Here is a 24,003-nt window from a genome sequence, read left to right on the forward strand (position 1 = left end):
ATGCCGACCCTGACCCTGCGCCTGGGTGATCTGTCAGTGGGTTTCATCCAGAGCCTGAGCGATGCGGTCAACAGTTTCGACAGGAACCCTGACGCGCTGCTGGAGCAGTACGGTCTTGACCCGATTCGCCTGAGCCAGGCGCGGGCGCGGCTGTCGATCCCGCGCTACATGCGCCTGGGACACGCTGCCATCCAGCTGACCGGCCAGCCCGGGCTGGGCTTGCGCATGGGCCAGCTGAGTCGTTTCGCGCAGGCAGGTCTGGCCGGTATCACCGCGGCCCAGGCACCCAACGTGCGCGAGGCGGCACGCACCCTGATCCGCTTTGAACCCTTGTATGGCTCCAATTATCGCGGTCAGTCGAGCTTCCATGAGGACGCGGGCGGCGCCTGGATGCGCTTCTATTCAATCAGCCCCTATAACGCTTACAACAGGTTTGTGGTGGACTCGATTTTAGCTGGCTGGCTGGCTCAGCTTTCCACGCTGGCAGGCACCGAACTGCGCGCACAACGCGTCGAGATCGAATTCGAAGCGCCTGACTATGCCGCGCAATACGCCGTACTGAGTGATAACCCGGTGGTGTTTGGCGCGGCGACCAACCAACTGCGTCTGGACCAGACCAGCCTGGCATTGCGCAACCCCGACCATTGCCCAAGCACCTGGCGGCACCTGTTGCAGTTGTGCGAAAGCGAACTGGAACAACAGACCCGCACCCGCAGCCTGCGTGAACGCATCATTCAATTGCTGGGGCCGTTATTGAACGGCGGAAGTGAACCGGATCTGGAGGAAGTGGCAGCAAGGCTCAAACTGCCGACCTGGACGCTGCGTCGCAAGCTGGCCGAGGAAGGTACCTGCTTTCGCGCAGTGCTCAATGGCACGCGGCGCGACCTGGCAATGACGTACATTCGCGACACTGAACTGGCGTTCGGGGAGATCGCCTACCTGCTGGGATTCGCTTCTGCCGAAGCCTTTCAACGCGCCTTCAAACGCTGGAACGGGCAGACTCCGGGAGAGTTCCGCCGCAGCCAGCGTCAAAGCGCATGAAGCCGTTCACAGTTCGGTAGCGTCGTCGGCAGGCTCTACCGGGTCCAGTTCCGATGCACGGTATTCGAGTAGTTCTTCCTGGTATTCGTCCATTTCTTCGTCCTCTTGGCTGAGTGAGTGGGGGTGATAATCAAAGCTGAAATAACTGACCGCAAGATCAACATTAAAGTGCCAATGTGAAATAAAAATGTTGATTCCTGTCAAACAGACGAAAAAGACCGTGGTCGATTCAGTATTCACGTCACCCCCGTAGCTGACGGGCGCTATTGACTTGCATGCCAGTGTCGACCTAACCTCCTGCTCATGAACCTCATCAAGCACAACCTCGGCCAGATTATTACCGTCATTCCAGTCATGGCGGGTTAGCCGACGTTTGCCAAAAACCCGCCCTGGAGGCGGGTTTCTTCTGTCTCCCGGGCAACAATTGCCGAATCAGGAGTCAGACATGATCGCCATCCCTCGCTCTATCGCCCTTCTCGCTTCTCTGGACCTGATTATCGGTCTGCCGCGCGCGTTCGCCGGGTATCCAGGCACGACGTATGAAGAGGCGATGCGATGAGCCAGGCCCCGCACGCTCTGCTCAACTATTACGCGCGCAAAATCCTCACCTCGCGCGTCTACGACGTTGCCATCGAAACGCCGCTGCAAGGCGCTCGCCAGCTGTCCGAACGGCTGGGCAATCAGGTGCTGCTCAAGCGCGAAGACCTGCAGCCGGTGTTCTCGTTCAAAATTCGCGGTGCGTACAACAAGCTCGCACAATTGCCCGCAGAGCAGACCGCACGGGGCGTGGTGACGGCCTCGGCAGGCAATCATGCCCAGGGCCTGGCGCTGGCGGCGCGTGAGCTGGGGATCAAGGCGACCATCGTCATGCCGCGCACCACGCCGGAGATCAAGGTCGAGGGCGTGCGCTCGCGGGGGGCCACCGTGGTGCTGCACGGCGATTCGTTCCCGGAAGCGCTGGCCTACTCGCTGAAGCTGGTCGACGAACAAGGTTTCGTCTACATCCATCCGTATGACGACCCTGACACCATCGCCGGGCAAGGCACTGTGGCGATGGAGATCCTTCGTCAGCAACCGGGTCAGCTGGATGCGATCTTTGTTCCGGTCGGGGGTGGCGGTCTGATTGCCGGTATCGCGGCTTACGTGAAATACCTGCGCCCGGAGATCAAGGTGATCGGCGTCGAGCCGGACGATTCCAACTGCCTGCAGGCGGCGATGGCCGCCGGGGAGCGCGTGGTGTTGAGCCAGGTCGGGCTGTTTGCCGATGGCGTGGCGGTCGCGCAGATCGGCCATCACACCTTTGAAGTGTGCCGCCATTATGTCGATGAAGTGATCACCGTCAGCACCGACGAGATCTGCGCGGCGATCAAGGATATTTACGACGATACTCGCTCGATCACCGAGCCGTCCGGCGCGCTGGGCGTGGCCGGGATCAAGAAATATGTCGAGCAGCGCGGCGTCAGCGGCCAGACGCTGGTGGCGATTGATTCCGGGGCCAACGTCAACTTCGACCGCTTGCGGCACGTGGCCGAACGCGCCGAACTGGGCGAAGGCCGCGAGGCGATCATTGCCGTGACCATCCCCGAGCAACCGGGCAGCTTCAAGGCGTTCTGCGAGGCCATCGGCAAGCGGCAGATCACCGAATTCAACTACCGCTACCACACCGATCGCGAGGCGCACATCTTCGTCGGCGTGCAGACCCATCCCGAGAACGACCCACGCAGCGCCCTGATCGCCAGCCTGACCGGGCAAGGCTTCCCGGTGCTGGACCTGACCGACAACGAACTGGCCAAACTGCACATTCGCCACATGGTCGGCGGGCATGCCGAGCGGGTCGACGATGAAGTGGTGCTGCGCTTCGAGTTCCCGGAGCGACCGGGCGCGCTGTTCAACTTCCTCAACCGCCTGGGCGGGCGCTGGACCATCTCGATGTTCCACTACCGCAACCACGGCGCAGCCGATGGCCGAGTGGTTGCCGGGCTGGTAGTGCCGGAGGAAGAGCGGCATCTGGTCGGCGCTGCGCTGGACGAGATTGGTTACCGGTACTGGGATGAAAGCGAGAACCCGGCGTACCGGTTGTTTCTGGGCTGAGGACTGGGATATCTCTCGTTCCTCACGCTCCAGCGTGGGAATGCAGTTCACGACGCTCCGCGTCGCAAGAGGACGCAGAGCGTCCGGACCGGCGTACCCACGCGGAGCATGGGCACGATGGTGTTATCCCTGACGACTATCGTTCCTCACGCTCCAGCGTGGGAATGCAGTTCGTGACGCTCTGCGTCACAAGGGCAGGACGCGGAGCGTGGGCAAGACAGGCTTCGTTACCGACGCTCCGCACCAAACTTTACTGCGCCGGGGCGGGCTCGACTGGCGTGGGAGTGGTACTTTCTGCAGGTTCTGCGGCCGGTGTTTCGACCGTTTCTGTCTTGAACGAAGCCGGTTCAGACGGCGCAGGCACAGGTTCGCTTGCAGCAGGCGTAACCGGTTCGGCAGCATGCTCGGCCTTCGGCGCGTTTTCTGACGACGCAGGCGCCAGCTTCGCAGGCGCGGCAGCCTTGGCGGGAGCCGCCGGGGCTGCGGGAGCGGTGTCAGGCACACCCAGGTCGGCCTTGGGCTTCTCGACAATATGCGCAGCCTTTTTCACTTCAGGCGGCAGGAAGTTTTCCACCAGACCGAAAAAGCGCTCGTAGAACTTCGCTGACGAGACGGTCTCGCTGGCGACCTTGACCATCGAGTCGTCAGTCGAGCCTATCGGCATCGACACGGAGCCCAGCACGCCTACACCGAGGCTGGCCGAGTTGTTGGTTTTCTTCAGCGCGTAACGGTCCTGCAGGGCGTTGGCAAACATGGTGGAATTGCCATCCTTCGCATCGGCGGCACACACCAGATTGAAGCTGATCTCGATATGCGTATCGCCGGTCTGCTGGAAGCTCTTGCGGCCGGCAATCATCTTCGGATCGCTGCTGGTGATGATATAGCCCTGACTCAGCAAGGCACGCCGCCCTGCCTCGCAGTAAGCCATGTCGGTCGCAGGATAGCTTCGGGAGAAGGTTCCAGCGTCGTCGAAGTGTTCATGATCGTAAACCGCCTGCTTGGGCGATGAACAGCCGGCTGCCATCAACACGGCAGAAATCCAGAAGGCGGTACGAACGTTCAGTAGCTTAAACATCGAAAATCCTGAGGAAGGAAAAGACTGCCAGCAAGACTGCGAACTGGTAAATGGCGGTAAGTCTGCAACAAGGTCGACGCTGGATCAACGTACAGTTCAAAAGGATTTGGATACAACCCATGCCCAGGCGCACGAACCCCGGCTCGCAGACACACAAAACGCAGACAACAAAAAAGCGACCCTAGGGCCGCTTTCTTGTTTGCTTCAAGGAGTTCAAGGGCCTTGAAGCGGTGTATGGCGCAGCGGACGGGACTCGAACCCGCGACCCCCGGCGTGACAGGCCGGTATTCTAACCGACTGAACTACCGCTGCGTATCGCTGTAAACCTGTTTGAAACAAACCTTGGGTAGGCTGCTTCCTGTACACGTGACTGAAAGACCCTTGGGCTTTTCAATCGCAGACCCGGCGAACCCGATCTTTACAAATATGGCGCAGCGGACGGGACTCGAACCCGCGACCCCCGGCGTGACAGGCCGGTATTCTAACCGACTGAACTACCGCTGCGCATTGTGGACTTGCGTCCGTATAAGCTTTGTAAAATCACTTTTGAAAGCCCTCGTACTTCAGCTTTCAAACTCAACGATGGTGGGTGATGACGGGATCGAACCGCCGACCCGCTGCTTGTAAGGCAGCTGCTCTCCCAGCTGAGCTAATCACCCTTTGCTTCGTTGAGGCCGCGAAATTTACGCACCTAACGAACCTAAGTCAATAGCCTGATTGAAGTTTTTTTAAAAACCGCCTCAACCACAAAACCCTCACCACACACCAAAAGCACAAGCAATAGCTCAATCGAAGCTCGCCCGCACAAACTACTCGGCGTACACCATCTTGCGCGTCATGCCGCCGTCGACCACGAACTCCTGCCCGGTCACGAAACCGGCGTTTCTGGACAACAGCCAGGCAACCATCGCCGCAACATCCTCCACCGTCCCTACCCTGCCGGCCGGGTGCTGGGCATGATCGGTCTCGGACAACGGCTCGGCTCTGCGCAACGAGGGGTCACGCGCGTCGATCCAGCCAGGGCTGACAGCGTTGACACGAATCTCCGGCCCCAGGCTGATCGCCAGCGCATGTGTCAGCGCCATAAGACCGCCCTTGCTGGCTGCATAAGCTTCGGTATCGGCCTCCGACTGGCGAGAGCGTGTGGAGGTCAGGTTGACGATGCTGCCGCAATGCGCACGCAGGTATGGCGCACAATGCTTGGCCAGCAGCATCGGACCGCCGAGGTTGACTGCCAGCACACGGTTCCAGTGCGACAGCTCAAGGCTTTCCAGCGTCGTGTTATGCGGGTCGGCGATCGCAGCGTTGCACACCAGCGCATCGAGACGACCGAACTGCCGAAGCACCTCGGCCACGCCCGCTGCGACCTGCTCTTCACTGGCAACGTCCATGGCAATGAACAGGGCATTTTCACCCAGCGCACCAGCCACTTTCGAGCCACGCGCACGATCCAGATCGGTCAGCACCACTTGCCAGCCTTCGGCAATCAGCCACGCTGCAATGCCGAGCCCGATACCGCGAGCGGCACCGGTCACCAGAGCGACACGACCGTTGTGGACGCTGGCAAATTTCAACGCCCACTCCTCGCCCGGCTTGCCACTGGCCGGATTGCTGGCCTCGCTACTCACAACGCCGCCAGACCACGAGCCAGGTCAGCCTGCAGGTCAGCCACGTCTTCCAGCCCCACTGCAACCCGAATCAGGCTGTCGCGAATACCTGCGGCTTCACGCTCCTGAGGTGCCAGACGACCATGGGAGGTGGTGCTCGGGTGAGTGATCGTGGTTTTGCTGTCACCCAGGTTGGCCGTGATCGAAATCAGTCGCGTGGCATCGATAAAACGCCATGCGCCGTCCTTGCCGCCCTTGACCTCGAAGCTCACCACCGCGCCGAAACCCTTTTGCTGACGCTGGGCCAGCTCGTGCTGCGGGTGACTCTTCAGTCCGGCGTAATGGACTTTTTCGATGCCGTCCTGCTGCTCGAGCCACTCGGCCAGCGCCTGGGCATTGGCACAGTGAGCGCGCATGCGCAGGTTCAGGGTTTCGAGGCCCTTGAGGAAGATCCACGCGTTGAACGGGCTGAGGGTTGGCCCGGCAGTACGCAGGAAGCCGACCACTTCTTTCATATGCTCGCTGCGCCCGGCAACCACACCGCCCATGCAACGGCCCTGGCCATCGATGAACTTGGTGGCCGAATGCACGACAATATCAGCGCCCAGCAACAGCGGCTGCTGCAAGGCCGGCGTGCAGAAACAGTTGTCGACGATCAGCATCGCGCCCTTGGCGTGGGCGATCTCGGCCAGCGCCGCGATGTCGACCAGTTCAGCCAGGGGATTGGACGGCGATTCGACGAAGAGCATTTTGGTGTTGGGCTTGATCGCCGCGTCCCAGCCGCTCAGCTCTGCGAGAGGAACGTAATCCACCTCGACACCAAAGCGCTTGAAGTACTTGTCGAACAGGCTGATGGTCGAGCCGAAAACGCTGCGTGACACCAGCACATGATCACCGGCGCTGCACAGGCTCATCACCACGGCCAGGGTTGCCGCCATGCCGGTCGCCGTAGCGACGGCCTGCTCGGCACCTTCCAGTGCGGCAATGCGCTCTTCGAACGAACGCACCGTCGGGTTGGTGTAACGCGAGTAGACGTTGCCCGGCACCTCACCGGAGAAACGCGCAGCCGCGTCGGCGGCGGTGCGAAATACGTAACTGGAGGTGAAGAACATGGGCTCGCCATGCTCTCCTTCCGGTGTGCGGTGATGCCCGGCACGTACGGCTAGGGTATCGAAACCTACGCCTTCAAGGTCGCTGTCCAGCCGACCTGCATCCCATTCCTGAGTCATGCCGCCCACTCCTTGCCCAATTAGTTGTTGTACAGATCGATGATCGCGCTCACTGCCTGAGTCTTGATCTTGGAGGCGTCATTACGCGCGCTCTCGATCCGGTTCAAATAATGCTCGTCGATGTCGCCGGTCACGTACTTGCCGTCGAAAACCGAGCAATCGAAGTTGTCGATCTTGATTTTCTTGCTGCCGCTGACCGCTTCGATCAGGTCATTCAGATCCTGATAGACCAGCCAGTCGGCACCGATGAGGTCGGCCACGTCCTGCGTGGTGCGGTTGTGGGCAATCAGCTCGTGAGCACTCGGCATGTCGATGCCGTAGACGTTGGGGTAGCGCACAGCCGGGGCTGCAGAACAGAAGTAGACATTCTTGGCACCGGCTTCGCGGGCCATCTGGATGATCTGCTTGCAGGTCGTGCCGCGTACGATGGAGTCATCCACCAGCATCACGTTCTTGCCGCGGAACTCCAGCTCGATGGCGTTGAGCTTCTGGCGTACGGATTTCTTGCGCGCAGCCTGGCCCGGCATGATGAAGGTCCGGCCGATGTAACGGTTCTTGACGAAGCCTTCGCGGAACTTGACGCCCAGATGGTTGGCCAGCTCCAGCGCCGCAGTACGGCTGGTGTCCGGAATCGGGATGACCACGTCGATATCGTGATCCGGACGCTCGCGCAGGATCTTGTCGGCCAGCTTCTCGCCCATGCGCAGGCGCGCCTTGTAGACCGAGATGCCGTCGATGATCGAATCCGGGCGCGCCAGATAGACGTGCTCGAAGATGCACGGTGCGTACTTGGGGTTGGCCGCGCATTGACGGGTGTGCAGCTTGCCGTCTTCGGTGATGTAGACCGCTTCGCCCGGTGCAAGGTCGCGAATCAGGGTAAAGCCCAGCACGTCCAGCGATACGCTTTCCGAGGCGATCATGTACTCGACACCTTCGTCGGTGTGACGCTGGCCGAACACGATAGGCCGAATGGCGTCCGGGTCACGGAAGCCGACGATACCGTAGCCGGTGATCATGGCCACGACCGCATAACCACCGCGGCAGCGATTGTGCACGTCGGTCACGGCCGCGAAGATATCCTCTTCGGTTGGCTGCAACTTGCCACGCACGGCCAGTTCATGGGCGAACACGTTGAGCAGCACTTCCGAATCGGAATTGGTGTTCACATGGCGCAGGTCGGACTCGTAAATTTCCTTGGCCAACTGCTCGACGTTGGTGAGGTTGCCGTTGTGCGCCAGCGTGATGCCGTAAGGCGAGTTGACGTAGAACGGCTGAGCCTCGGCCGACGTCGAGCTGCCCGCGGTGGGGTAACGCACATGACCGATGCCCATATGCCCGACCAGACGCTGCATATGACGTTGATGAAACACATCGCGCACCAATCCGTTGTCCTTGCGCAGGAATAACCGGCCATCATGGCTGGTTACGATACCGGCAGCGTCCTGGCCGCGGTGCTGGAGGACGGTAAGCGCGTCATACAGCGCCTGATTGACGTTCGACTTGCCGACGATACCGACGATGCCACACATGCGACACAACCCCTACTTAGTGGAACTGGATTTACCGAGCACATCCTGCGGCATTGTAGACGGCAGGATCTGTTCCTTGAACGGCATGTCAGCGGGTACGCTGATGCCGCTGGCGAGCCACTTGCTGGACATCCCGAGAATCAGGTTTTTCGACCAGTCAGCGACCATGAGAAATTGCGGCACCAGCCTGGACTGCTGCCACCATTGATCCTGTTGCACCGGCCCCAGGCTCAACAGCCCTACCGCCACAACGACAAGCAGGCCTCCGCGCGCTGCGCCGAAGACCATGCCGAGAAAACGATCGGTCCCGGAAAGCCCGGTGACGCGAATCAGCTCGCCTATCAGAAAATTGACCATGGCGCCTACCAGCAGGGTGGCGACAAAAAGAATGGTACAGCTCGCGATCACGCGGGCCGAAGGTGTTTCTATGTAATTGACCAGATACTGCGACAGCCCTGCGCCAAACATCCAGGCCACAACACCTGCAATGATCCACGTCGTCAACGACAGTGCTTCTTTTACGAAGCCGCGCTTCAGACTGATCAGGGCGGAGATGGCGACAATTCCGAGAATTGCCCAGTCAACCGGAGTAAATGGCACGTTGCAGCCTGCAGACGGATAAGGCGGCGCATTTTAGCAGAGCGCCCGCCTGCCGGTAAGCAGCGATTACCGGCGCGAGGCATTTTCCTTTGTGCCAGGGGCACCAGGTGCCGAACGGTCAACCGCGCTCGGGCTGAAAGCGCACCACAATACCCTTGAGCTTTTGCTGCTTGTCGAGCTGATCACGCAGACGATCGGCCTCGGCGCGCTCGATGAGCGGGCCGACAAACACCCGGTTCACACCATCAGCGGTGCGAATGTAGGCATTGTAGCCCTGGGTGCGCAGCGTTTTTTGCAGATTGTCGGCATTCGCACGATTGGACATGCTCGCCAACTGCACCGACCAGCTGATCGACAGGCCGTTGGCGTCGACGCCAGCAGGTGCCGCAGGTTTGGCGGGGGCCGCGGGGGCCGCAGGTGCAGCCGCTGTCGCCGGTGCAGGTGCAGGTGCAGGTGCCGGTTTGGCAGCTGCTTTGGAGGCCGGAGCGGCAGGTGCGGTCTGGGCGGTCGGCGCAGGCGCGATCGGCATGGAAGGCGGCTGGCTGCTGCTCATGTCATCGTCACCCGGCACAGGCTCCTGAGGCAGAACCTGAGGCTCAGGAACAGGCACCGGATCGACCCGCACCTGCGAAGCCGCGGGCGCCTGGGGCGCGGCTGGGGCCTCGACCTGCACCTGACGTGTTTCATCTTCACGCGTGAAAAGCATGGGCAGGAAAATGACCGCCACGGCGATCAGCACCAGTGCTCCCACCATTCGCTGCTTGAATACGTTATCCAGCAAAGCCATTTGCAGCGTCCTCATCGGTGTACCGGGCCAACCATTCAAGGGCCTCGGCAACACAGTAAAATGAACCGAACAGCAGAATCTCGTCATCGGGCGTGGCATGCGCGCACTGAGCTTCCAGCGCCAACGCGATACTCTGATAGGACGTCACGCGGGCCCCAAGGTTCTGCAAGGCCGTCTGCAACTCCTCTGCCGGCCGGCTGCGCGAGGTCGGAAGCGGCGCAACGGCCCACTCTTCAATGACCGGCGCCAGGTGCGCGACCACACCGTCGAGATCCTTGTCGCTGAGCAGGCCAAACACCGCACGACGCTTGCCGCCAACCGGCTGCCGCGCCAGGAGCTGCCCCAAAAACTGTGCCGCGTGGGGGTTATGGCCTACATCCAGCAGCAGGTTGAGCGACTTGCCGTGCCACTTGACGACCCTGCGATCGAGACGACCGGCGAGCCGGGTCTCGGCAAGTACCTTGCCTGTCGCATCCGGTTGCAATGGATACCCCAGCAGGGCGAAGGCCTGAAGCGCCAGCGCTGCATTCTGCATGGGCAGGTCGAGCAGCGGCAGACCGCGCAGCTCGATCTGTTCGCCGTGAGCGACACCGCGCCAGTCCCAGCTGTCATCGCCTATGGAAAGATCGAAATCCCGGCCACGCAACAACAACACACAGCCCAGCTCCCGGGCTTTGGCCAGCAGCGGCTCGGGTGGCGCCGGATCACCGCACAGCGCAGGACAACCTGCGCGAAAGATCCCGGCTTTCTCGAAGGCGACCGACTCACGGGTGTCGCCCAGGTACTCGGCATGATCGACCCCGATACTGGTGACCAGCGCCATATCCGCATCGACGAGATTGACCGCATCCAGGCGACCGCCCAGACCGACTTCCAGAACGACCGCATCGAGCCGGGCCTGCTCGAACAGCCAGAATGCCGCCAGCGTGCCCATTTCGAAATAAGTCAGGGTGACGTCGCCGCGTGCCGCTTCGACCGCAGCGAAGGCATCGCATAACTCCAGGTCGGTTGCCTCGACGCCCTGCACCTTTACCCGCTCGTTATAGCGAATCAGATGCGGGGAACTGTAGACACCGACCTTCAGGCCCTGAGCCTGCAACAAGGCGGCGACAAAGGCGCAGGTTGAACCCTTGCCGTTGGTGCCCGTCACCGTGATCACCCGGCGCGCCGGGCGGGTAAGCCCCAGCTGCAGCGCCACCTGTCGAGACCGGTCCAGCCCCATGTCGATGGCAGACGGATGCAGTTGCTCCAGGTAAGCGAGCCAGTCGCTCAGGGACGTAGAAGTCATATCGTCGCAGGGGCCGGCGGGACGACGATTGGCTCGATAACGGGGGCGACAAAACGAGGGGTCGGCAGGTTCATCATCTGTGCCAGCAGGTTACCCAGGCGCGGACGAAGCTCGCTGCGCGAGACGATCATGTCGATAGCGCCGTGATCCAGCAGGAATTCGCTGCGCTGGAAGCCTTCAGGCAGCTTCTCGCGAACAGTTTGCTCGATGACCCGCGGACCGGCAAAACCGATCAGCGCCTTGGGCTCGGCGACGATAACGTCACCCAGCATGGCCAGGCTGGCGGAAACGCCACCGTAGACCGGGTCGGTCAGCACCGAGATGAACGGCAGCCCTTCTTCGCGAAGGCGCGCCAGAACGGCAGACGTCTTGGCCATCTGCATCAGCGAGATCAGCGCTTCCTGCATCCGCGCACCGCCGGAAGCGGCGAAGCAGACGAACGGACAGCGATTTTCCAGCGCGTAGTTGGCGGCACGTACGAAACGCTCGCCGACAATGGCCCCCATCGAACCGCCCATGAACGAGAATTCGAATGCCGAAGCCACCACCGGCATGCCCAGCAAGGTGCCACTCATGGAAATCAGCGCGTCCTTTTCACCGGTCTGCTTCTGCGCAGCGGTCAGGCGATCCTTGTACTTCTTGCCGTCGCGGAATTTCAGACGGTCGACCGGCTCAAGATCGGCACCCAGCTCTTCGCGCCCTTCGACGTCCAGAAAAATGTTCAGTCGTGGACGTGCGCCGATACGCATGTGGTGGTTGCACTTGGGGCAGACGTCCAGGGTCTTTTCCAGCTCAGGGCGATACAGCACCGCCTCACAGGACGGGCATTTGTGCCAGAGGCCTTCGGGAACCGAGCTCTTCTTGACCTCGGAACGCATGATCGATGGGATCAGTTTGTCTACCAACCAGTTGCTCATGCTTTATATCTCCAGTACCGGTGTGGCTCGAACGACTGACAAATCAAACGCCAGTCGCATGCCCTCGGATAAATTCGTATATGGACGACGATGAAAGGATAGCGATCGACTCACGGCCGGACCTGCGCACCCCTCACCCCGATTTTTCACAACGACGGCGTTGCTCAGTGGCACCACCGCTTACTCGATTCGACCCGCGTGCCTCTTGGCGCGGACAGGCTTATGGACGGCGGCCGATCAATAGCCGTCACATCAGGTGCCGTGCACCGCACTCATGAACGCCAGGATCTTCTCCCGATCCTTGATGCCCTTGCTCTTTTCAACGCCGCCGCTGACATCCACTGCATAGGGCCGGACCTGAGCGATGGCCTGCGCCACATTGGCCGACGTCAGCCCGCCTGCCAGAATGACCGGCTTGTCCAGGTCGTCCGGAATCAATGCCCAATCGAAGGTTTCTCCGGTACCGCCCGGCACACCTTCGACGTAGGTATCGAGCAGCACGCCGCGTGCATTGCGATAGGTCCGGCATACCCCGGCAATGTCATCACCGGCCTTGACCCGCAGCGCCTTGACGTACGGGCGATGATACCCATCGCATTCCTCGGGTGTCTCATCGCCATGAAACTGCAGCATGTCCAGCGCAACCGCATCCAGTGTCTCGTTGAGTTCGCAGCGACTGGCATTGACGAACAGGCCCACCGTGGTGATGAACGGCGGCAGCGCGGCAATAATGGCACGCGCCTGCAATACCGTCACCGCACGCGGGCTTTTCGGGTAGAACACCAGGCCGATCGCGTCGGCACCTGCCTCGGCGGCAGCCAGTGCATCTTCTATGCGGGTAATCCCGCAGATCTTGCTGCGAACGGCTGACATGTCGTGAGTAACCTCAGGCCTTTCGGAAAGTCCCGGATGTTAGCAAATGCGGCCCGGATCGTCAGCCGTCCAATTCCGCAAAGCCCGTAAGAAAATGGGGGCCGATATAGCGCTCGGGCAGCGGGAATTCATCACGGTACTCAACCCCGACCAGATACAACCCGTAAGGATGGGCCGTGACACCACCGGTGCGCCGAATCCGGCTTTCCAGCACCTCCCGCGCCCACTCGATCGGTCGCTCTCCGGTACCGATGGTCATCAGTACACCGGCGATATTGCGCACCATATGATGAAGAAAGGCATTGGCGCGCACATCAATGACGATCATCTTGCCGTGACGGGTCACGCGCAGATGGTGCAACTGCTTGACCGGCGACTTGGCCTGACACTGACCGGCGCGAAAGGCGCTGAAATCGTGAGTACCCACCAGATATTCGGCAGCCTGCGCCATGCGCTCGACATCCAGCGGGCGGTGGTTCCAGGTAATTTCCTGGTTCAGGTGCGCCGGACGGATCTGATCGTTGTAGATCACGTAACGATAACGCCGGGCAATGGCCTTGAAGCGCGCATGAAAGGTGGCGGGCATGACTCTGGCCCAGGTGACACTGACATCATGGGGCAGATTGATATTGGCGCCCATGACCCAGGCCTTCATGCTGCGCTCGGCCTGGGTGTCGAAATGCACCACCTGACCGCAGGCATGCACGCCCGCGTCCGTGCGACCGGCACACATCAGTGAAACCGGTGACGCGGCCACTTTTGACAACGCGTCTTCAAGGGTTTCCTGCACGGTCAGCACGCCGGACGCCTGACGCTGCCAGCCGCAATAGCGCGAGCCCTTGTATTCAACGCCCAGCGCGATTCGGGAAAAGCCCTCGGCCGCCATCTCGGCGGCCGGGTTATCTATATTCGCCAAAGTGGTACAGCCTGTCGGTTCGCGAAAAGTCGGCCATTATACGGCCGCAAAAAAAACACGCTACTCAAGCGGGACATCTGAAATGCAAACGGCCGCATAAGCGGCCGTGTGCAGGTTGCCGGGGTTGAATCAGGCCAGCCGCGAAAGCATCTCCCGCGCTTCGCTTTTCTGACCGTCATCGCCCTCGGTGACGACCTCATCAAGAATATCCCGAGCGCCGTCCGCATCGCCCATGTCGATGTAGGCACGCGCCAGATCGAGTTTGGTCGCCGCTTCGTCAGTACCGGCCATGAAGTCGAAGTCCGGCTCGTCATCCAGCGCTGCCGCATCCTCGGCAGTGAATCTCGGCTCATCGAGCGGCGGATGCTCAAGATTCTGCGAAAGACGCTCAAGCTCGGCATTGACGTCATCGATTTCAGTCGCGAACGCCTGACTTGCCTGATCGGTCTCAATCTCGTCCGCCAGCGACAGGTCGAAATCCTCTGGAAGCTCCAGGTCATCACTGACCGGCGGTACAGGCGAGGTTTCACCCAAATCCAGTGGATCCTCGCCAAGACCGAGCAGGAAATCATCTTCGCTCTTGAGGGCCGGGTCTTCCTCGGACAGATCGAGGTCGAAGTCGGCAAGGTCTTGCGGCGTTGTCGCTGCACGGGCCTCTTCCTGCTGCTGCATGACCGACTCGAAGCTCAGCTCTTCGTCATCGGCTACCGCCGATACCTTGGGCTCGTCGAGCATCAGGTCATCGATGTCATTCACAGTAGAGACTTCAGGCACAGACGGTTCTTCGAACTCGTCCAGGCTCAAGTCAAAATCGTTATCGAACGGGTCTGCCTCTTCAACAGGCTCTGCGGCCAGCGGCGCGACTACTGCCGGCTCAGGTTCAGGTGTAGCAACAATTTCGGGCTCGGGCTCAGGCTCAGGCTCGGCATCCTGCTCTGCCGCATCATCGGCCAGCAGTTCTTCGAGATATTTGGCATCAAGCTCTGCAACCAGTGCGGCTGTTGTAGCCGCCGCGGCGGCTGCAGCGACGGCAGGAGCAGCCGATGAGGCTTCAGAAGCCAGCGGCGCAGCAACAGGTGCCACCGGCTTCATGGTCGAGTTAAGTTCTTCCCGCTGCTCGACCTCAGCTTCAAGCTTTCCCGCAGCCACCAGTTTACGTTCGTGGGCGGCATAGGCTTTGTTGTTACCCTGCTCGGCGTAGATTTCCATCAGTTTCAGACGGATATCGTCGCGCTTGGGGTCTTCGTTGACGGCTTCTTCCAGCAACTCGATCGCCTGATTCATACGCCCGTAAGCGATATGGATCTCGGCCTGAACCAGCGGATCGGCAGGACGTTCACGACCGGCAGCGGCGGCTGCGGCGCCGCCCATACGCACGTTGGGCGGCGGCACATCAAGCCCGTCGAAGCTGGCGGGCGGTGCATTCATGTCCATGTCAGAGACGAAATCAGACTCCTCGGCCAGCGCACGCGCCATGCGCTTGTGCTTCTCGGCCTCGGCCTTCGCCGCGCGACGACGCGCCAGGAACAACAGCAGCAAGGCCAGAATCAGCAACACCGCACCGCCGATCAGGCCAAGCAGCACAGGGTTGTTGATGATTTTCTGCAGTGCATCCTCATCCTCGTCAGTTGCAGCAACCGGCTCCACCGCCAGCGGCTGCTCTGGCGCCGGCGTCGCAACTTCGGCAGCACCGGCAGGCAGCGCATCTTCAGGCGCGATCTCGCCAGCCGGTTTGACCGGCGCACCGTTAGCGTCGACCAGCGAGGCAGGCACTGCCGCATTGGCAGGCGTCGCGGCATCAGGAGTGGCGGCAGGAGGAGGCACGGCGGCGCCAGCGGCCTGCATCTTGGCCAACTGACCGTTTTTCAACTCGACCAGACGCTGCAACTTGTCGAGCTGGCTTTGCAGGTCGTTCATGCGGCTTTTCAGCTCGGCATTGTCGCGACGTGTGGTATCCAGCGCTTCCTGAGCCACGGCCAGCTTGTTGCCAAGGTCACCGTCGCCCGCCGCACCTTTCGCCGCAGGCTTGCCGCTTGCCGAAACCAGGCTGAGGTTGTCGGAGGTATCAACTTTAGAAGGCGCCGCACCCGCACGGTCACGACGGGTAGCATCGACCTGACGGGTACCGGCCGGCAGACGGCGACCTTCACGCCAGGCGCTGTATTGGCGGGAAACTTCTGCCACTGCCTGTGATTGCGGCAGCGCGGTGGTCTGTTGCGGCGTTGGAAGACGCAGCACCTGCCCCTTTTTCAGACGGTTGATGTTGCCACCAATGAACGCATCCGGGTTCAACGCCTGAATCGCCAGCATGGTTTGCTGGACAGTCCCGCCCGTACGCACCTTCGCAGCAATTTCCCACAAGGTGTCGTTATTGGCGGTGACGTACTGCGACTGCTTGTCGGCGGCTGGCGGCGGCACTGCGGCTGGGTTGGCAGCCGGTGCCGGCGCTGGTGCCTCGGCTGCCGGCGCTTCTGCCGAAGGGGCTACCGTTGCCAGTTGCGCAGGCGCGGCGGGCGCGGCAGCGGGGGCCGGGGCAGCGGCCGCAGCGGCTGCCTCGGGAGAGAATTTCGGCGGATCGAGCAGAAGGCTGTATTCACGCAGCAACCGGCCATTGGGCCAGAGCACCTGAACCAGAAACTTCACATAAGGCTCGCGCACCGGCTTGCTGGATGTAATGCGCAGGACACTTTTACCGCTGGCATTGATAACCGGGGTAAAGGTGAGATCGTTGAGAAATGCCTGACGGGTCACACCCGCCTGCGCGAAGTCGGCCGTGGTGGCCAGGCTGGGCACAACTTGCGTTGCGTTGAGCCCCTGCGCCTCGGTCAACTCGATTTCCGCTACCAATGGCTGATTCAGGGTCGACTTGACCGACAATTCCCCGAGCCCCAGCGCCTGCGCCATACCCGATGACAGCGCTGATGCCGCAGCGATTGCTAATACCAGTTTACGAACCTGAACCATAGCCCATCCCTTGTTTAAAGATTCCCCGAGATCCGGGGAGGTAGTCCTGCATTTGGGTGTAAGGCGTATCGCCGCTAAAACAATTATTCAAATTGTTGCCAAGTATCTTTTACACATAGTCTTTTATCAACAATTCGCCAACCTGCACAGCGTTGAGCGCAGCGCCTTTGCGCACATTATCCGAGGTCAGCCACAGATTGAGCTGCTCGGAATCGTCGGTTCCCGTCCTGACGCGTCCCACATAAACCACGTCCTGGCCCACCGCATCGCCCACCGGCGTAGGGTAATCCCCCGCATCGACCAGTTCGACCCCGTCTGCAGACTCGAGTGCAGCGTTGACCGCCGCCACGTCGACCGCTCCGGCCGTGCGCAGCGCTACAGTGAAGCTGTCACCAAAGAACACCGGTACCTGAATGCAGGTCGCAGACACTTTGAGCGATGGCAGCGCCAGCAGTTCGCGCAATTCTTCGACCAGACGCCTTTCCAGCGGCAGGTGCCCCGACGCATCTGGAGTCCCCACTTGAGCCAGCAGGTTGAACGCCATCTGGCGATCAAAAAACCGGGTTTCCAGCGGACGGACATTCAACAGCTCGGTGGTCTGACGTGCCAGCTCACTGACGCCTTCACGCCCCAGTGCCGATACCGCCAGACACGCCGTTACCGTCACCGACTGGATATCGATCAGGCAGCGCAACGGCGCCAGAGCCAGGGCAACCGCAGTGGCAGAAGCACTTGGGCTGGCAACCAGACAAGGAGCGACGCCACGGCTGTGCAAAAGCGTAGCATTTATTTCCGGCACCACATTCGGCGCCTGGGTTGAGGTAAATGTCCCCGACAGGTCGATGACCGTGCACCCCGCCGCTACCGCCTTTTCGGCGTGACTGCGACTGACCGCAGGCCCCGCAGCGAAAAACGCCATGCGCACCGTGCTGAAATCGAATTCGTCGACTTCACGTACGCGCACATTCTTGCCTCGAAACGGCACCGAGTGGCCTGCGGACTCGATGCTGGCCAGCAGGTACAGATTGCCCACCGGAAAATTGCGCTCCTCCAGAACCTGCACAACGGTTTCGCCGACAGTACCGGTTGCGCCGACTACGGCGATATCAAAGGACTGGCTCATGCAAAAACCTCAGGAAAATCAGGGAGCGGCACTTTAACCGCCGCATTGCCGACAGGCAATTCAAGCCGGCAATCAGGTGTGTATTTCAAGGCTCGAGCCCTATCGGGAAGAACACGCCATGGCTCCAGACGCCCAGCCAGCGCTGTCCGTCCATATCGCGGGAAACGGCCAGCTCGACCAACTGATAGAAAACATTGCGGTGAATCAGCGCTTCCAGATTGCTCCGCACGTGAATGTACGGCGCCGGTTCCTGGGTATCAGGGTCGGTGACAACCCGCAAAGGGTGTTCCGGTCCCGCTTCGCTCTGATCCTCTACATTGGTCAGAAAGCGCAACACCTGGCACTCGCCCTCCCCCAGCACCTCAAGGCTGACGGCGACAAAAGGCGCGTCATCCACCGTGATGCCGACCTTTTCGACGGGAGTGATCAGGAAATAGTCATCGCCGTCACGGCGCATGATGGTCGAGAACAACCGAACCATCGGTTTGCGGCCGATCGGCGTGCCCAGGTAATACCAGGTACCGTCGCGGGCGATACGCATGTCGATATCGCCGCAGAAGTCCGGATTCCACAAATGAACAGGCGGCAACCCTTTGGTTTTGGGGATCTGCGCGAACAGATCACCCGCCTTGTTTGAATCGGTCACTCCATTCTCCTGATGCGGGCCCTAGCGTTCGACACCCAATAAGGTACGAGCGTAGTCCTCAAGCGGCGGACCCAGCAAATCCTCGGGGCTTTTGTCGTAAAGCGTCAGCAATCCGCCACGGCTGCGAATGCGTGCGCTGTCGATCAGGTAACGGGTCCCGGTCTCGATCAGCATCAGCTGAATGACACCGCTGTCGACACCCAGACGGTCCACCGCTTCCTGATCGGCCCATTGATCGACATTGCCGATGCGGTCGTCAGCCTTGGCGAAACGTGCATAGAGCAAATAATGCGCGCCCGCAGCACGCGCCTCGACCATGGCTTCATCCAGCCCGAGCGGGCCGCGGGCACGACGGACCATCGGGAAGTACTCGATAAAGCCCTTGAAGGCTTCTTCAGCCACCACGTTAGGCCGCGGATAGGCGTTGCCCGGCGGTACGAAGGCGCCCTGAGCGATGTAAATGAACGAGTCAGGCTGCACGCGCCAGTTGGCAGTACGACGGGTTTCGCTATGGTCAAGCAGACCCGCATCGCTGAATTGCTCGCGAACACCTTCGCCCATGTCACTGACTTTCATGCAGCCACTCAACGCCAGAAGCGCGAGCAGCATAACCAGGCTACGCATTATCCCCTCCCAAATACCGGTGACGGAAAACCGGCGAATGGTCGTCGGATGCAGCTTCCGCGCCATCTCTGGCGCAGCCGACGCCAAAGCCTTTAAGCTGATGCTCAAGACCGGGGCGGCGCGTTATTCGGCGGCGGGATCTGGCGTGGGTTCGGCGCTGACGTCGCCGTCGCGCTTGCGCTTGTTGCCCATGCGTACGCCGATGTCCATGAGAAAGTGGAAGAAGCCTTCCTGGTCTTCCAGCACGTTGCTCCAGAACGGCGAGTGATACAGCGCAACGGCGCCATGTACCAGCGCCCAGGCAGCGCAGTAATGGTAGTAAGGCGGGACATCTTCGAGCTTGCCTTCGCTGATGCGGCCTTTGATCAGCAGCGTCAGGTGTTCGAAGTTGGAGGCGCGGATCTTGTGCAGCTCTTCGACCAGCTCAGGCACCTGATTGCCCTTGACCACCTTCTCTTCCAGACGGTCGAACAGACGATAGCGCTGCGGGTCACGCATACGGAATTCAAAGTAGGCGCGCGAGAGCGATTCCTTGTCCTTGTCGACGTCGGCCGAATGCAGCAGCTCGTTCAGGTCCCGCTCGTAGTCGAGCATCAGGCGCAGGTAGATTTCCGCCTTGGACTTGAAGTGCTTGTAGATGGTGCCTTTGCCAATGCCGACGGCGTCCGCGATCATCTCGACAGTGACGCTGTCTTCGCCTTGCTCGAGAAACAGCTTTAGCGCGGTGTCGAGAATTTCCTGCTCACGGCGGCGAAATTCACGGACCTTACGAGGTTCTTTCTGCATAGAGAGGTCTGTCAGGATCGAAATCGAAGCCGGGTATTATGCCCAATCGGCGCTAAATTGCACGGTTCATCCATACTTGTCGACCTGCATGAACGATTCGCACCGGTCAGCCCGGGCGCCCGATACCGTTCCAGTGCGGTGGCAACCTAGTGCGCTGGCAACGCTGGAGAGGCAACGACAAACTCCAGATAACCCGTGATCACCACATACAACGTGAAGTAGGCAAAGATCAGCGCCGAGGCAATGTATGACCAGCGCAACATTCGTTCGCCCATGAATCGCCCACCCTGATGAGCCAGCGCACACAGCGAGATCGACCAGACCACGCCCGCAGCGACGAACCCGGCGAGAAAGGTCGAAGCGCTGACAAGATCAGAGCCTTGCCGGGCAATCAGCGCCCCGCCGACTGCGGCGAACCAGAGGATGGCGCTGGGCGAGGACATCGCCAGAAAGATCCCGCGCAGGAACAGCGCCAGGCTGGATTTTTCCGATTCAACCTTCTGACTGTCGAGACCGGTGCTGACGGTAGTGGCACTCATGATCATCCTGAAGCAGAACCAGGCCAGCACTGCTGTGCCGCCAATCCACAGCACGTAGCGCACGGCTTCATATTGCAGCAGCACGGCCATGCCGAGCATCGCCAGGATTGCGTAGGCCAGATCACCGACGCAGGTTCCCAGCCCCAGCCATAGCCCCCTGGAAAAACCGCGCTGCATGGACAGCGTGATCATGGCGATGTTGGCCAGACCAATGTCCAGACACAAGGACAGACTCAGCAGAAAACCGTTGGAAAACTCCACCCCACCACTCCATGACTGCAGCGCCCCCGCATTTCGCCCGATACAAAGTGTTCATCGAGCACTCAAGGAGGGCTTTAGTATTCCAAAACTGTTTAAAAAACGATCAAAAGACACTGGACGCTACGCCGTCCTGAACAATACTTAAGCTGCTGACGCGTCATCATTCCCCAAATGACTCGGCAGTAGAGGTGCCAAAGGACTCGCGCGCCTTTGTTTTACTCCTAATGGTCTTGACCCGGCTTCACCCCCCAGAATCCGGGTTTTTTTTGCCTGCGATTTGTCTGCCCGCGGATTTGAGCATCCGTCAGCGCTGAACGTGCGCCAGCGGAAACAGGCGGGCAAAGTTGGCGGTGGTCTGCTCGGCAAAGTGCTCGTAGGACTCGCCTCGCAGCATTGCCAGAAACTCGGCAACCTCACGTACGTACTGGGGCAGGTTCGGCTTGCCCCGGTAAGGGATCGGCGCGAGGTACGGGGAATCGGTCTCGACCAGCAGACGATCGGCGGGCACCTGCCTTGCAACGTCGCGCAGGGCATCGGCATTACGAAACGTCACGATGCCGGACAGCGAAATGTAGTACCCCAGGTCCAGCGCGGCCTTGGCCATCTCCCAGTCCTCGGTGAAACAGTGCAGGACACCGGCGTGGGGCAAGGCAGCCTCACGCAGCAGGCTGAGCGTATCGGCACGTGCGCCCCGAGTGTGGATGACCACCGGTTTTTCAGTGATTCTGGCCGCCTCGAGGTGAACACGGAAAGACGCTTGTTGAATCTCGGCCGCTTCAGGTTCGTAGTGATAATCCAGACCGGTCTCGCCAATGGCCACCACCCGCGGGTGATCGAGTTCCTTGAGCAACCAGTCCAGGGGCGGCATTTCGCCGGGCTTCACGTCCAGCGGATGAATGCCCACCGAGCAATCGACATCCGCGTAGCGTTCGGCGAGTGCCTTGACCGCCCCCGCATTGTCGGCGCTGACACCGATGCAGAGAAAATGCCCGACCCCTCTGCCGCGCGCGGCGTCGAGGGCTGCATCCAGAGAGCCGTCGTGCTGGGCAAGGTCAAGGCGATCGAGGTGACAATGGGAATCTACAAGCATGGCTTAAAACACAACTACATCGTATGGGTTGGACGATCGGACTTGAGAGCGCCGACCAGGTGAGTTTCGATCAGATTGCGGGCGGTGTTGTCGCCGTCATTGAACTGCACGCCAACGCCAGCGGTGCGATTGCCCTGTGCGCCTTTTGGCGTGATCCAGGCCACGCGGCCGGCAACCGGAACCTTCTCCGGTTCGTCCATCAGATTGAGCAGCATGAACACTTCATCGCCCAGCTTGTAGCTTTTGCTGGTCGGAATGAACAGCCCGCCGTTTCTAATGAACGGCATATAAGCAGCGTAAAGAACGGATTTGTCCTTGATGGTCAGGGACAGAATGCCATTACGTGGACCTGTGCTCGGCGGCAGACTCATGACAACACCTCAACGGTTCCGGATAACGCAGAGTCTACGCCTGTCCCGGCAGGCCTGCCCACTGCACCAATAACGCTTCAAGCAGCAACACCCGATTGAGGTTGGCCTTGGACATGACTTTCTGGCGCTGCGCCAGAATCCAGTCCTGAATTTCCAGCACTTTGGCGCAAGAAGATTTTTGCGCCAGGTATTGAATGACCTTGCGCATGTCACCCAGGCCAAGGCCTTCCTCGTCCTGGGTCATCTGATAGCGCAGGATCAGGTGCGACCAGTCACAGAACCAGTCGAACAGCAGTAACAGCGGAATATCCTTCCAGCCCTCGGCCAGCTGGGTAGCCGACTGTTGTTGCTTGAGCAGCTTCTTGACGCCGTCGACCACCAGCGCGCGCTGTTCGCGAACGCCCTGCGTGTGCAGCGCCACCGCAGCCAGCGGCGATCCGGCGGCCAGCGTCAGCAACTCGAAGCGTTCGTCCTGCGTGCAATCGGGCAATGCGCCGCTCAGCCAGTCGAGGCTCATCTGTTCGCCGGGCAACGGGCACGCCTGCTGCACACAACGGCTCTTGACCGTTGGCAGCAAGCGGCTCGGTTGATGACTGACCAGCAACAGAACGGTATTGCCTGAAGGCTCTTCCAGACTTTTCAGCAACGCATTGGCCGCGTTGGTATTCATCGCTTCCACAGGCTCGACGAGCACCACCTTGCGCCCGCCCATCTGAGCGGTCTGCACCACAAAACTGACCAGATCACGCACCTGATCGACCTTGATCGGCTTGTCCGCCTCTTCCGGCTCGAGCACATAATTGTCAGGGTGGCTGCCAGCCGCCAGCAGCAGACAGGACTTGCAGTGTCCGCAGGCATCAAGCCCTTCAGGGGTCTTGCACAACAGGCTGGCCATCAGTCGTTCAGCCAGAGCGCGCTTGCCGATACCCGCCGGCCCGTGCAGCAGATAGGCGTGAGCGTGCTGGGCGCGACCGGCCATCTGCTGCCAGAGCGACGCCTGCCAGGGGTAGGCTTCAGCCACGTTGCAGCTCCAGCAACTGAGGCAGCAAGGTGTCGAGGCAAGCCTGAACGTCGGCCAGAGTCTGTGCGGCGTCTACCAGGCGATAGCGCGCAGGCTCGGCCCTGGCCCGTTCCAGATAGGTGCTGCGCACAGCGTCGAAGAAAGCTCTGCCTTCCTGCTCGAAGCGATCCAGCCGACCGCGTGCAGCGGCGCGTGACAGACCGATCTCCACCGGCAGGTCGAAGACCAGCGTCAGGTCAGGGCGCAGGTCGCCTTGAACGAACTGTTCCAGCGCTGCAATACGCTGATGGGACAGGCCGCGGCCGCCGCCCTGATAGGCGTAGGTCGCATCGGTAAACCGATCACAGAGCACCACCTCGCCACGCGCCAGCGCTGGACGAATGACTTCGGCCAAATGCTGTGCACGCGCCGCAAACACCAGCAGCAGCTCGGTGTCGGCGCTCATGGCCTCGTCGCTGGGCGCCAGCAACAGCTCGCGAATACGCTCGGCCAGCGGAGTACCACCCGGCTCGCGGGTCAGCAGTACCTGAACACCCTGCGCACGCAATTGCGCCGCCAGGTAGTCACGGTTGGTACTTTTGCCTGCACCTTCCGGGCCTTCAAGAGTGATAAACAAGCCAGTCAC

At 60.7% G+C, this 24,003-nt stretch carries 23 protein-coding genes and 3 tRNA genes; 2 read left to right on the forward strand and 24 right to left on the reverse strand.

Annotated elements, in window-relative coordinates; genetic code table 11:
- Positions 1-1,041, forward strand: a complete 1,041-nt coding sequence (locus KBY08_RS01000) for an AraC family transcriptional regulator (RefSeq protein WP_024650822.1) — start codon at positions 1-3, stop codon at positions 1,039-1,041.
- Between the two features lie 6 nt (positions 1,042-1,047).
- Here KBY08_RS01000 and KBY08_RS01005 read toward each other — a convergent pair whose 3' ends face one another.
- On the reverse strand, positions 1,048-1,281 hold the full coding sequence (locus KBY08_RS01005; RefSeq protein WP_225650612.1) for a hypothetical protein: 234 nt from the start codon (positions 1,279-1,281) through the stop codon (positions 1,048-1,050).
- A 315-nt stretch (positions 1,282-1,596) separates the two neighbouring features.
- Between KBY08_RS01005 and ilvA the strand changes: the two genes are divergently transcribed.
- On the forward strand, positions 1,597-3,132 hold the full coding sequence (gene ilvA, locus KBY08_RS01010; protein ID WP_080432858.1) for a threonine ammonia-lyase, biosynthetic: 1,536 nt from the start codon (positions 1,597-1,599) through the stop codon (positions 3,130-3,132).
- Between the two features lie 250 nt (positions 3,133-3,382).
- Here ilvA and KBY08_RS01015 read toward each other — a convergent pair whose 3' ends face one another.
- The 23 genes from KBY08_RS01015 to tmk form a co-directional block, all read right to left on the reverse strand.
- Positions 3,383-4,207 (reverse strand): DUF2242 domain-containing protein, encoded by an 825-nt coding sequence (locus KBY08_RS01015; protein WP_054092366.1) that lies wholly within the window; start codon positions 4,205-4,207, stop codon positions 3,383-3,385.
- Between the two features lie 235 nt (positions 4,208-4,442).
- A tRNA-Asp gene (locus tag KBY08_RS01020) sits at positions 4,443-4,519 on the reverse strand.
- 115 nt (positions 4,520-4,634) lie between these two features.
- Positions 4,635-4,711, reverse strand: a tRNA-Asp gene (locus KBY08_RS01025).
- 79 nt (positions 4,712-4,790) lie between these two features.
- Positions 4,791-4,866 (reverse strand) — tRNA-Val (locus tag KBY08_RS01030).
- Positions 4,867-5,016: 150 nt separating this feature from the next.
- Positions 5,017-5,781 (reverse strand): SDR family oxidoreductase, encoded by a 765-nt coding sequence (locus tag KBY08_RS01035; protein ID WP_153221455.1) that lies wholly within the window; start codon positions 5,779-5,781, stop codon positions 5,017-5,019.
- Between the two features lie 50 nt (positions 5,782-5,831).
- Positions 5,832-7,043, reverse strand: coding sequence for an O-succinylhomoserine sulfhydrylase (locus KBY08_RS01040; RefSeq protein ID WP_024651322.1), 1,212 nt, complete (start codon positions 7,041-7,043; stop codon positions 5,832-5,834).
- Positions 7,044-7,063: 20 nt separating this feature from the next.
- Entirely contained in the window at positions 7,064-8,572 is a 1,509-nt protein-coding gene (gene purF / locus KBY08_RS01045) for an amidophosphoribosyltransferase (RefSeq protein ID WP_003347797.1), read from the reverse strand.
- 12 nt (positions 8,573-8,584) lie between these two features.
- Positions 8,585-9,172, reverse strand: a complete 588-nt coding sequence (locus KBY08_RS01050) for a CvpA family protein (RefSeq protein WP_003318487.1) — start codon at positions 9,170-9,172, stop codon at positions 8,585-8,587.
- 118 nt (positions 9,173-9,290) lie between these two features.
- Positions 9,291-9,959, reverse strand: coding sequence for an SPOR domain-containing protein (locus KBY08_RS01055; protein WP_104723805.1), 669 nt, complete (start codon positions 9,957-9,959; stop codon positions 9,291-9,293).
- Positions 9,943-11,247, reverse strand: a complete 1,305-nt coding sequence (folC, locus tag KBY08_RS01060; protein ID WP_060400739.1) for a bifunctional tetrahydrofolate synthase/dihydrofolate synthase — start codon at positions 11,245-11,247, stop codon at positions 9,943-9,945. The genes KBY08_RS01055 and folC overlap by 17 nt, the downstream gene beginning before the upstream one ends.
- The gene (gene accD, locus KBY08_RS01065; RefSeq protein ID WP_060400740.1) at positions 11,244-12,164 is read right to left on the reverse strand and encodes an acetyl-CoA carboxylase, carboxyltransferase subunit beta; all 921 of its coding nucleotides are present in this window, start codon (positions 12,162-12,164) and stop codon (positions 11,244-11,246) included. Before accD ends, folC begins: the two co-directional genes overlap by 4 nt.
- Before the next feature lie 252 nt (positions 12,165-12,416).
- On the reverse strand, positions 12,417-13,037 hold the full coding sequence (locus KBY08_RS01070) for a phosphoribosylanthranilate isomerase (RefSeq protein ID WP_004408280.1): 621 nt from the start codon (positions 13,035-13,037) through the stop codon (positions 12,417-12,419).
- A 61-nt stretch (positions 13,038-13,098) separates the two neighbouring features.
- Positions 13,099-13,923: a tRNA pseudouridine(38-40) synthase TruA gene (gene truA, locus KBY08_RS01075; RefSeq protein ID WP_004408281.1), complete on the reverse strand. Its 825-nt coding sequence runs from the start codon at positions 13,921-13,923 to the stop codon at positions 13,099-13,101.
- Positions 13,924-14,082: 159 nt separating this feature from the next.
- Complete coding sequence (locus KBY08_RS01080; protein ID WP_104653233.1) at positions 14,083-16,917, reverse strand: FimV/HubP family polar landmark protein; 2,835 nt, start codon at positions 16,915-16,917, stop codon at positions 14,083-14,085.
- A gap of 109 nt (positions 16,918-17,026) precedes the next feature.
- The gene (locus KBY08_RS01085) at positions 17,027-18,040 is read right to left on the reverse strand and encodes an aspartate-semialdehyde dehydrogenase (RefSeq protein WP_024643095.1); all 1,014 of its coding nucleotides are present in this window, start codon (positions 18,038-18,040) and stop codon (positions 17,027-17,029) included.
- A gap of 85 nt (positions 18,041-18,125) precedes the next feature.
- A complete protein-coding gene (locus tag KBY08_RS01090; protein WP_024639330.1) occupies positions 18,126-18,686 on the reverse strand; it encodes a DUF1285 domain-containing protein in 561 nt (186 codons plus the stop codon).
- Between the two features lie 21 nt (positions 18,687-18,707).
- On the reverse strand, positions 18,708-19,310 hold the full coding sequence (locus tag KBY08_RS01095) for a DUF4823 domain-containing protein (RefSeq protein WP_024643096.1): 603 nt from the start codon (positions 19,308-19,310) through the stop codon (positions 18,708-18,710).
- A gap of 123 nt (positions 19,311-19,433) precedes the next feature.
- A complete protein-coding gene (locus KBY08_RS01100; RefSeq protein ID WP_003368424.1) occupies positions 19,434-20,096 on the reverse strand; it encodes a TetR/AcrR family transcriptional regulator in 663 nt (220 codons plus the stop codon).
- A gap of 146 nt (positions 20,097-20,242) precedes the next feature.
- Positions 20,243-20,896, reverse strand: a complete 654-nt coding sequence (locus KBY08_RS01105; protein WP_024643097.1) for a LysE family translocator — start codon at positions 20,894-20,896, stop codon at positions 20,243-20,245.
- 304 nt (positions 20,897-21,200) lie between these two features.
- Positions 21,201-21,986, reverse strand: a complete 786-nt coding sequence (locus tag KBY08_RS01110; RefSeq protein ID WP_004408301.1) for a TatD family hydrolase — start codon at positions 21,984-21,986, stop codon at positions 21,201-21,203.
- A gap of 14 nt (positions 21,987-22,000) precedes the next feature.
- A complete protein-coding gene (locus KBY08_RS01115; protein WP_003409617.1) occupies positions 22,001-22,357 on the reverse strand; it encodes a PilZ domain-containing protein in 357 nt (118 codons plus the stop codon).
- A 34-nt stretch (positions 22,358-22,391) separates the two neighbouring features.
- A complete protein-coding gene (locus tag KBY08_RS01120) occupies positions 22,392-23,378 on the reverse strand; it encodes a DNA polymerase III subunit delta' (RefSeq protein WP_024643099.1) in 987 nt (328 codons plus the stop codon).
- Positions 23,371-24,003, reverse strand: a complete 633-nt coding sequence (gene tmk / locus KBY08_RS01125) for a dTMP kinase (RefSeq protein WP_024639326.1) — start codon at positions 24,001-24,003, stop codon at positions 23,371-23,373. Before tmk ends, KBY08_RS01120 begins: the two co-directional genes overlap by 8 nt.

Origin of the sequence: Pseudomonas sp. P135 (genome assembly GCF_020312125.1) — a bacterium.
Taxonomy (GTDB): Bacteria; Pseudomonadota; Gammaproteobacteria; order Pseudomonadales; family Pseudomonadaceae; genus Aquipseudomonas; species Aquipseudomonas fragariae.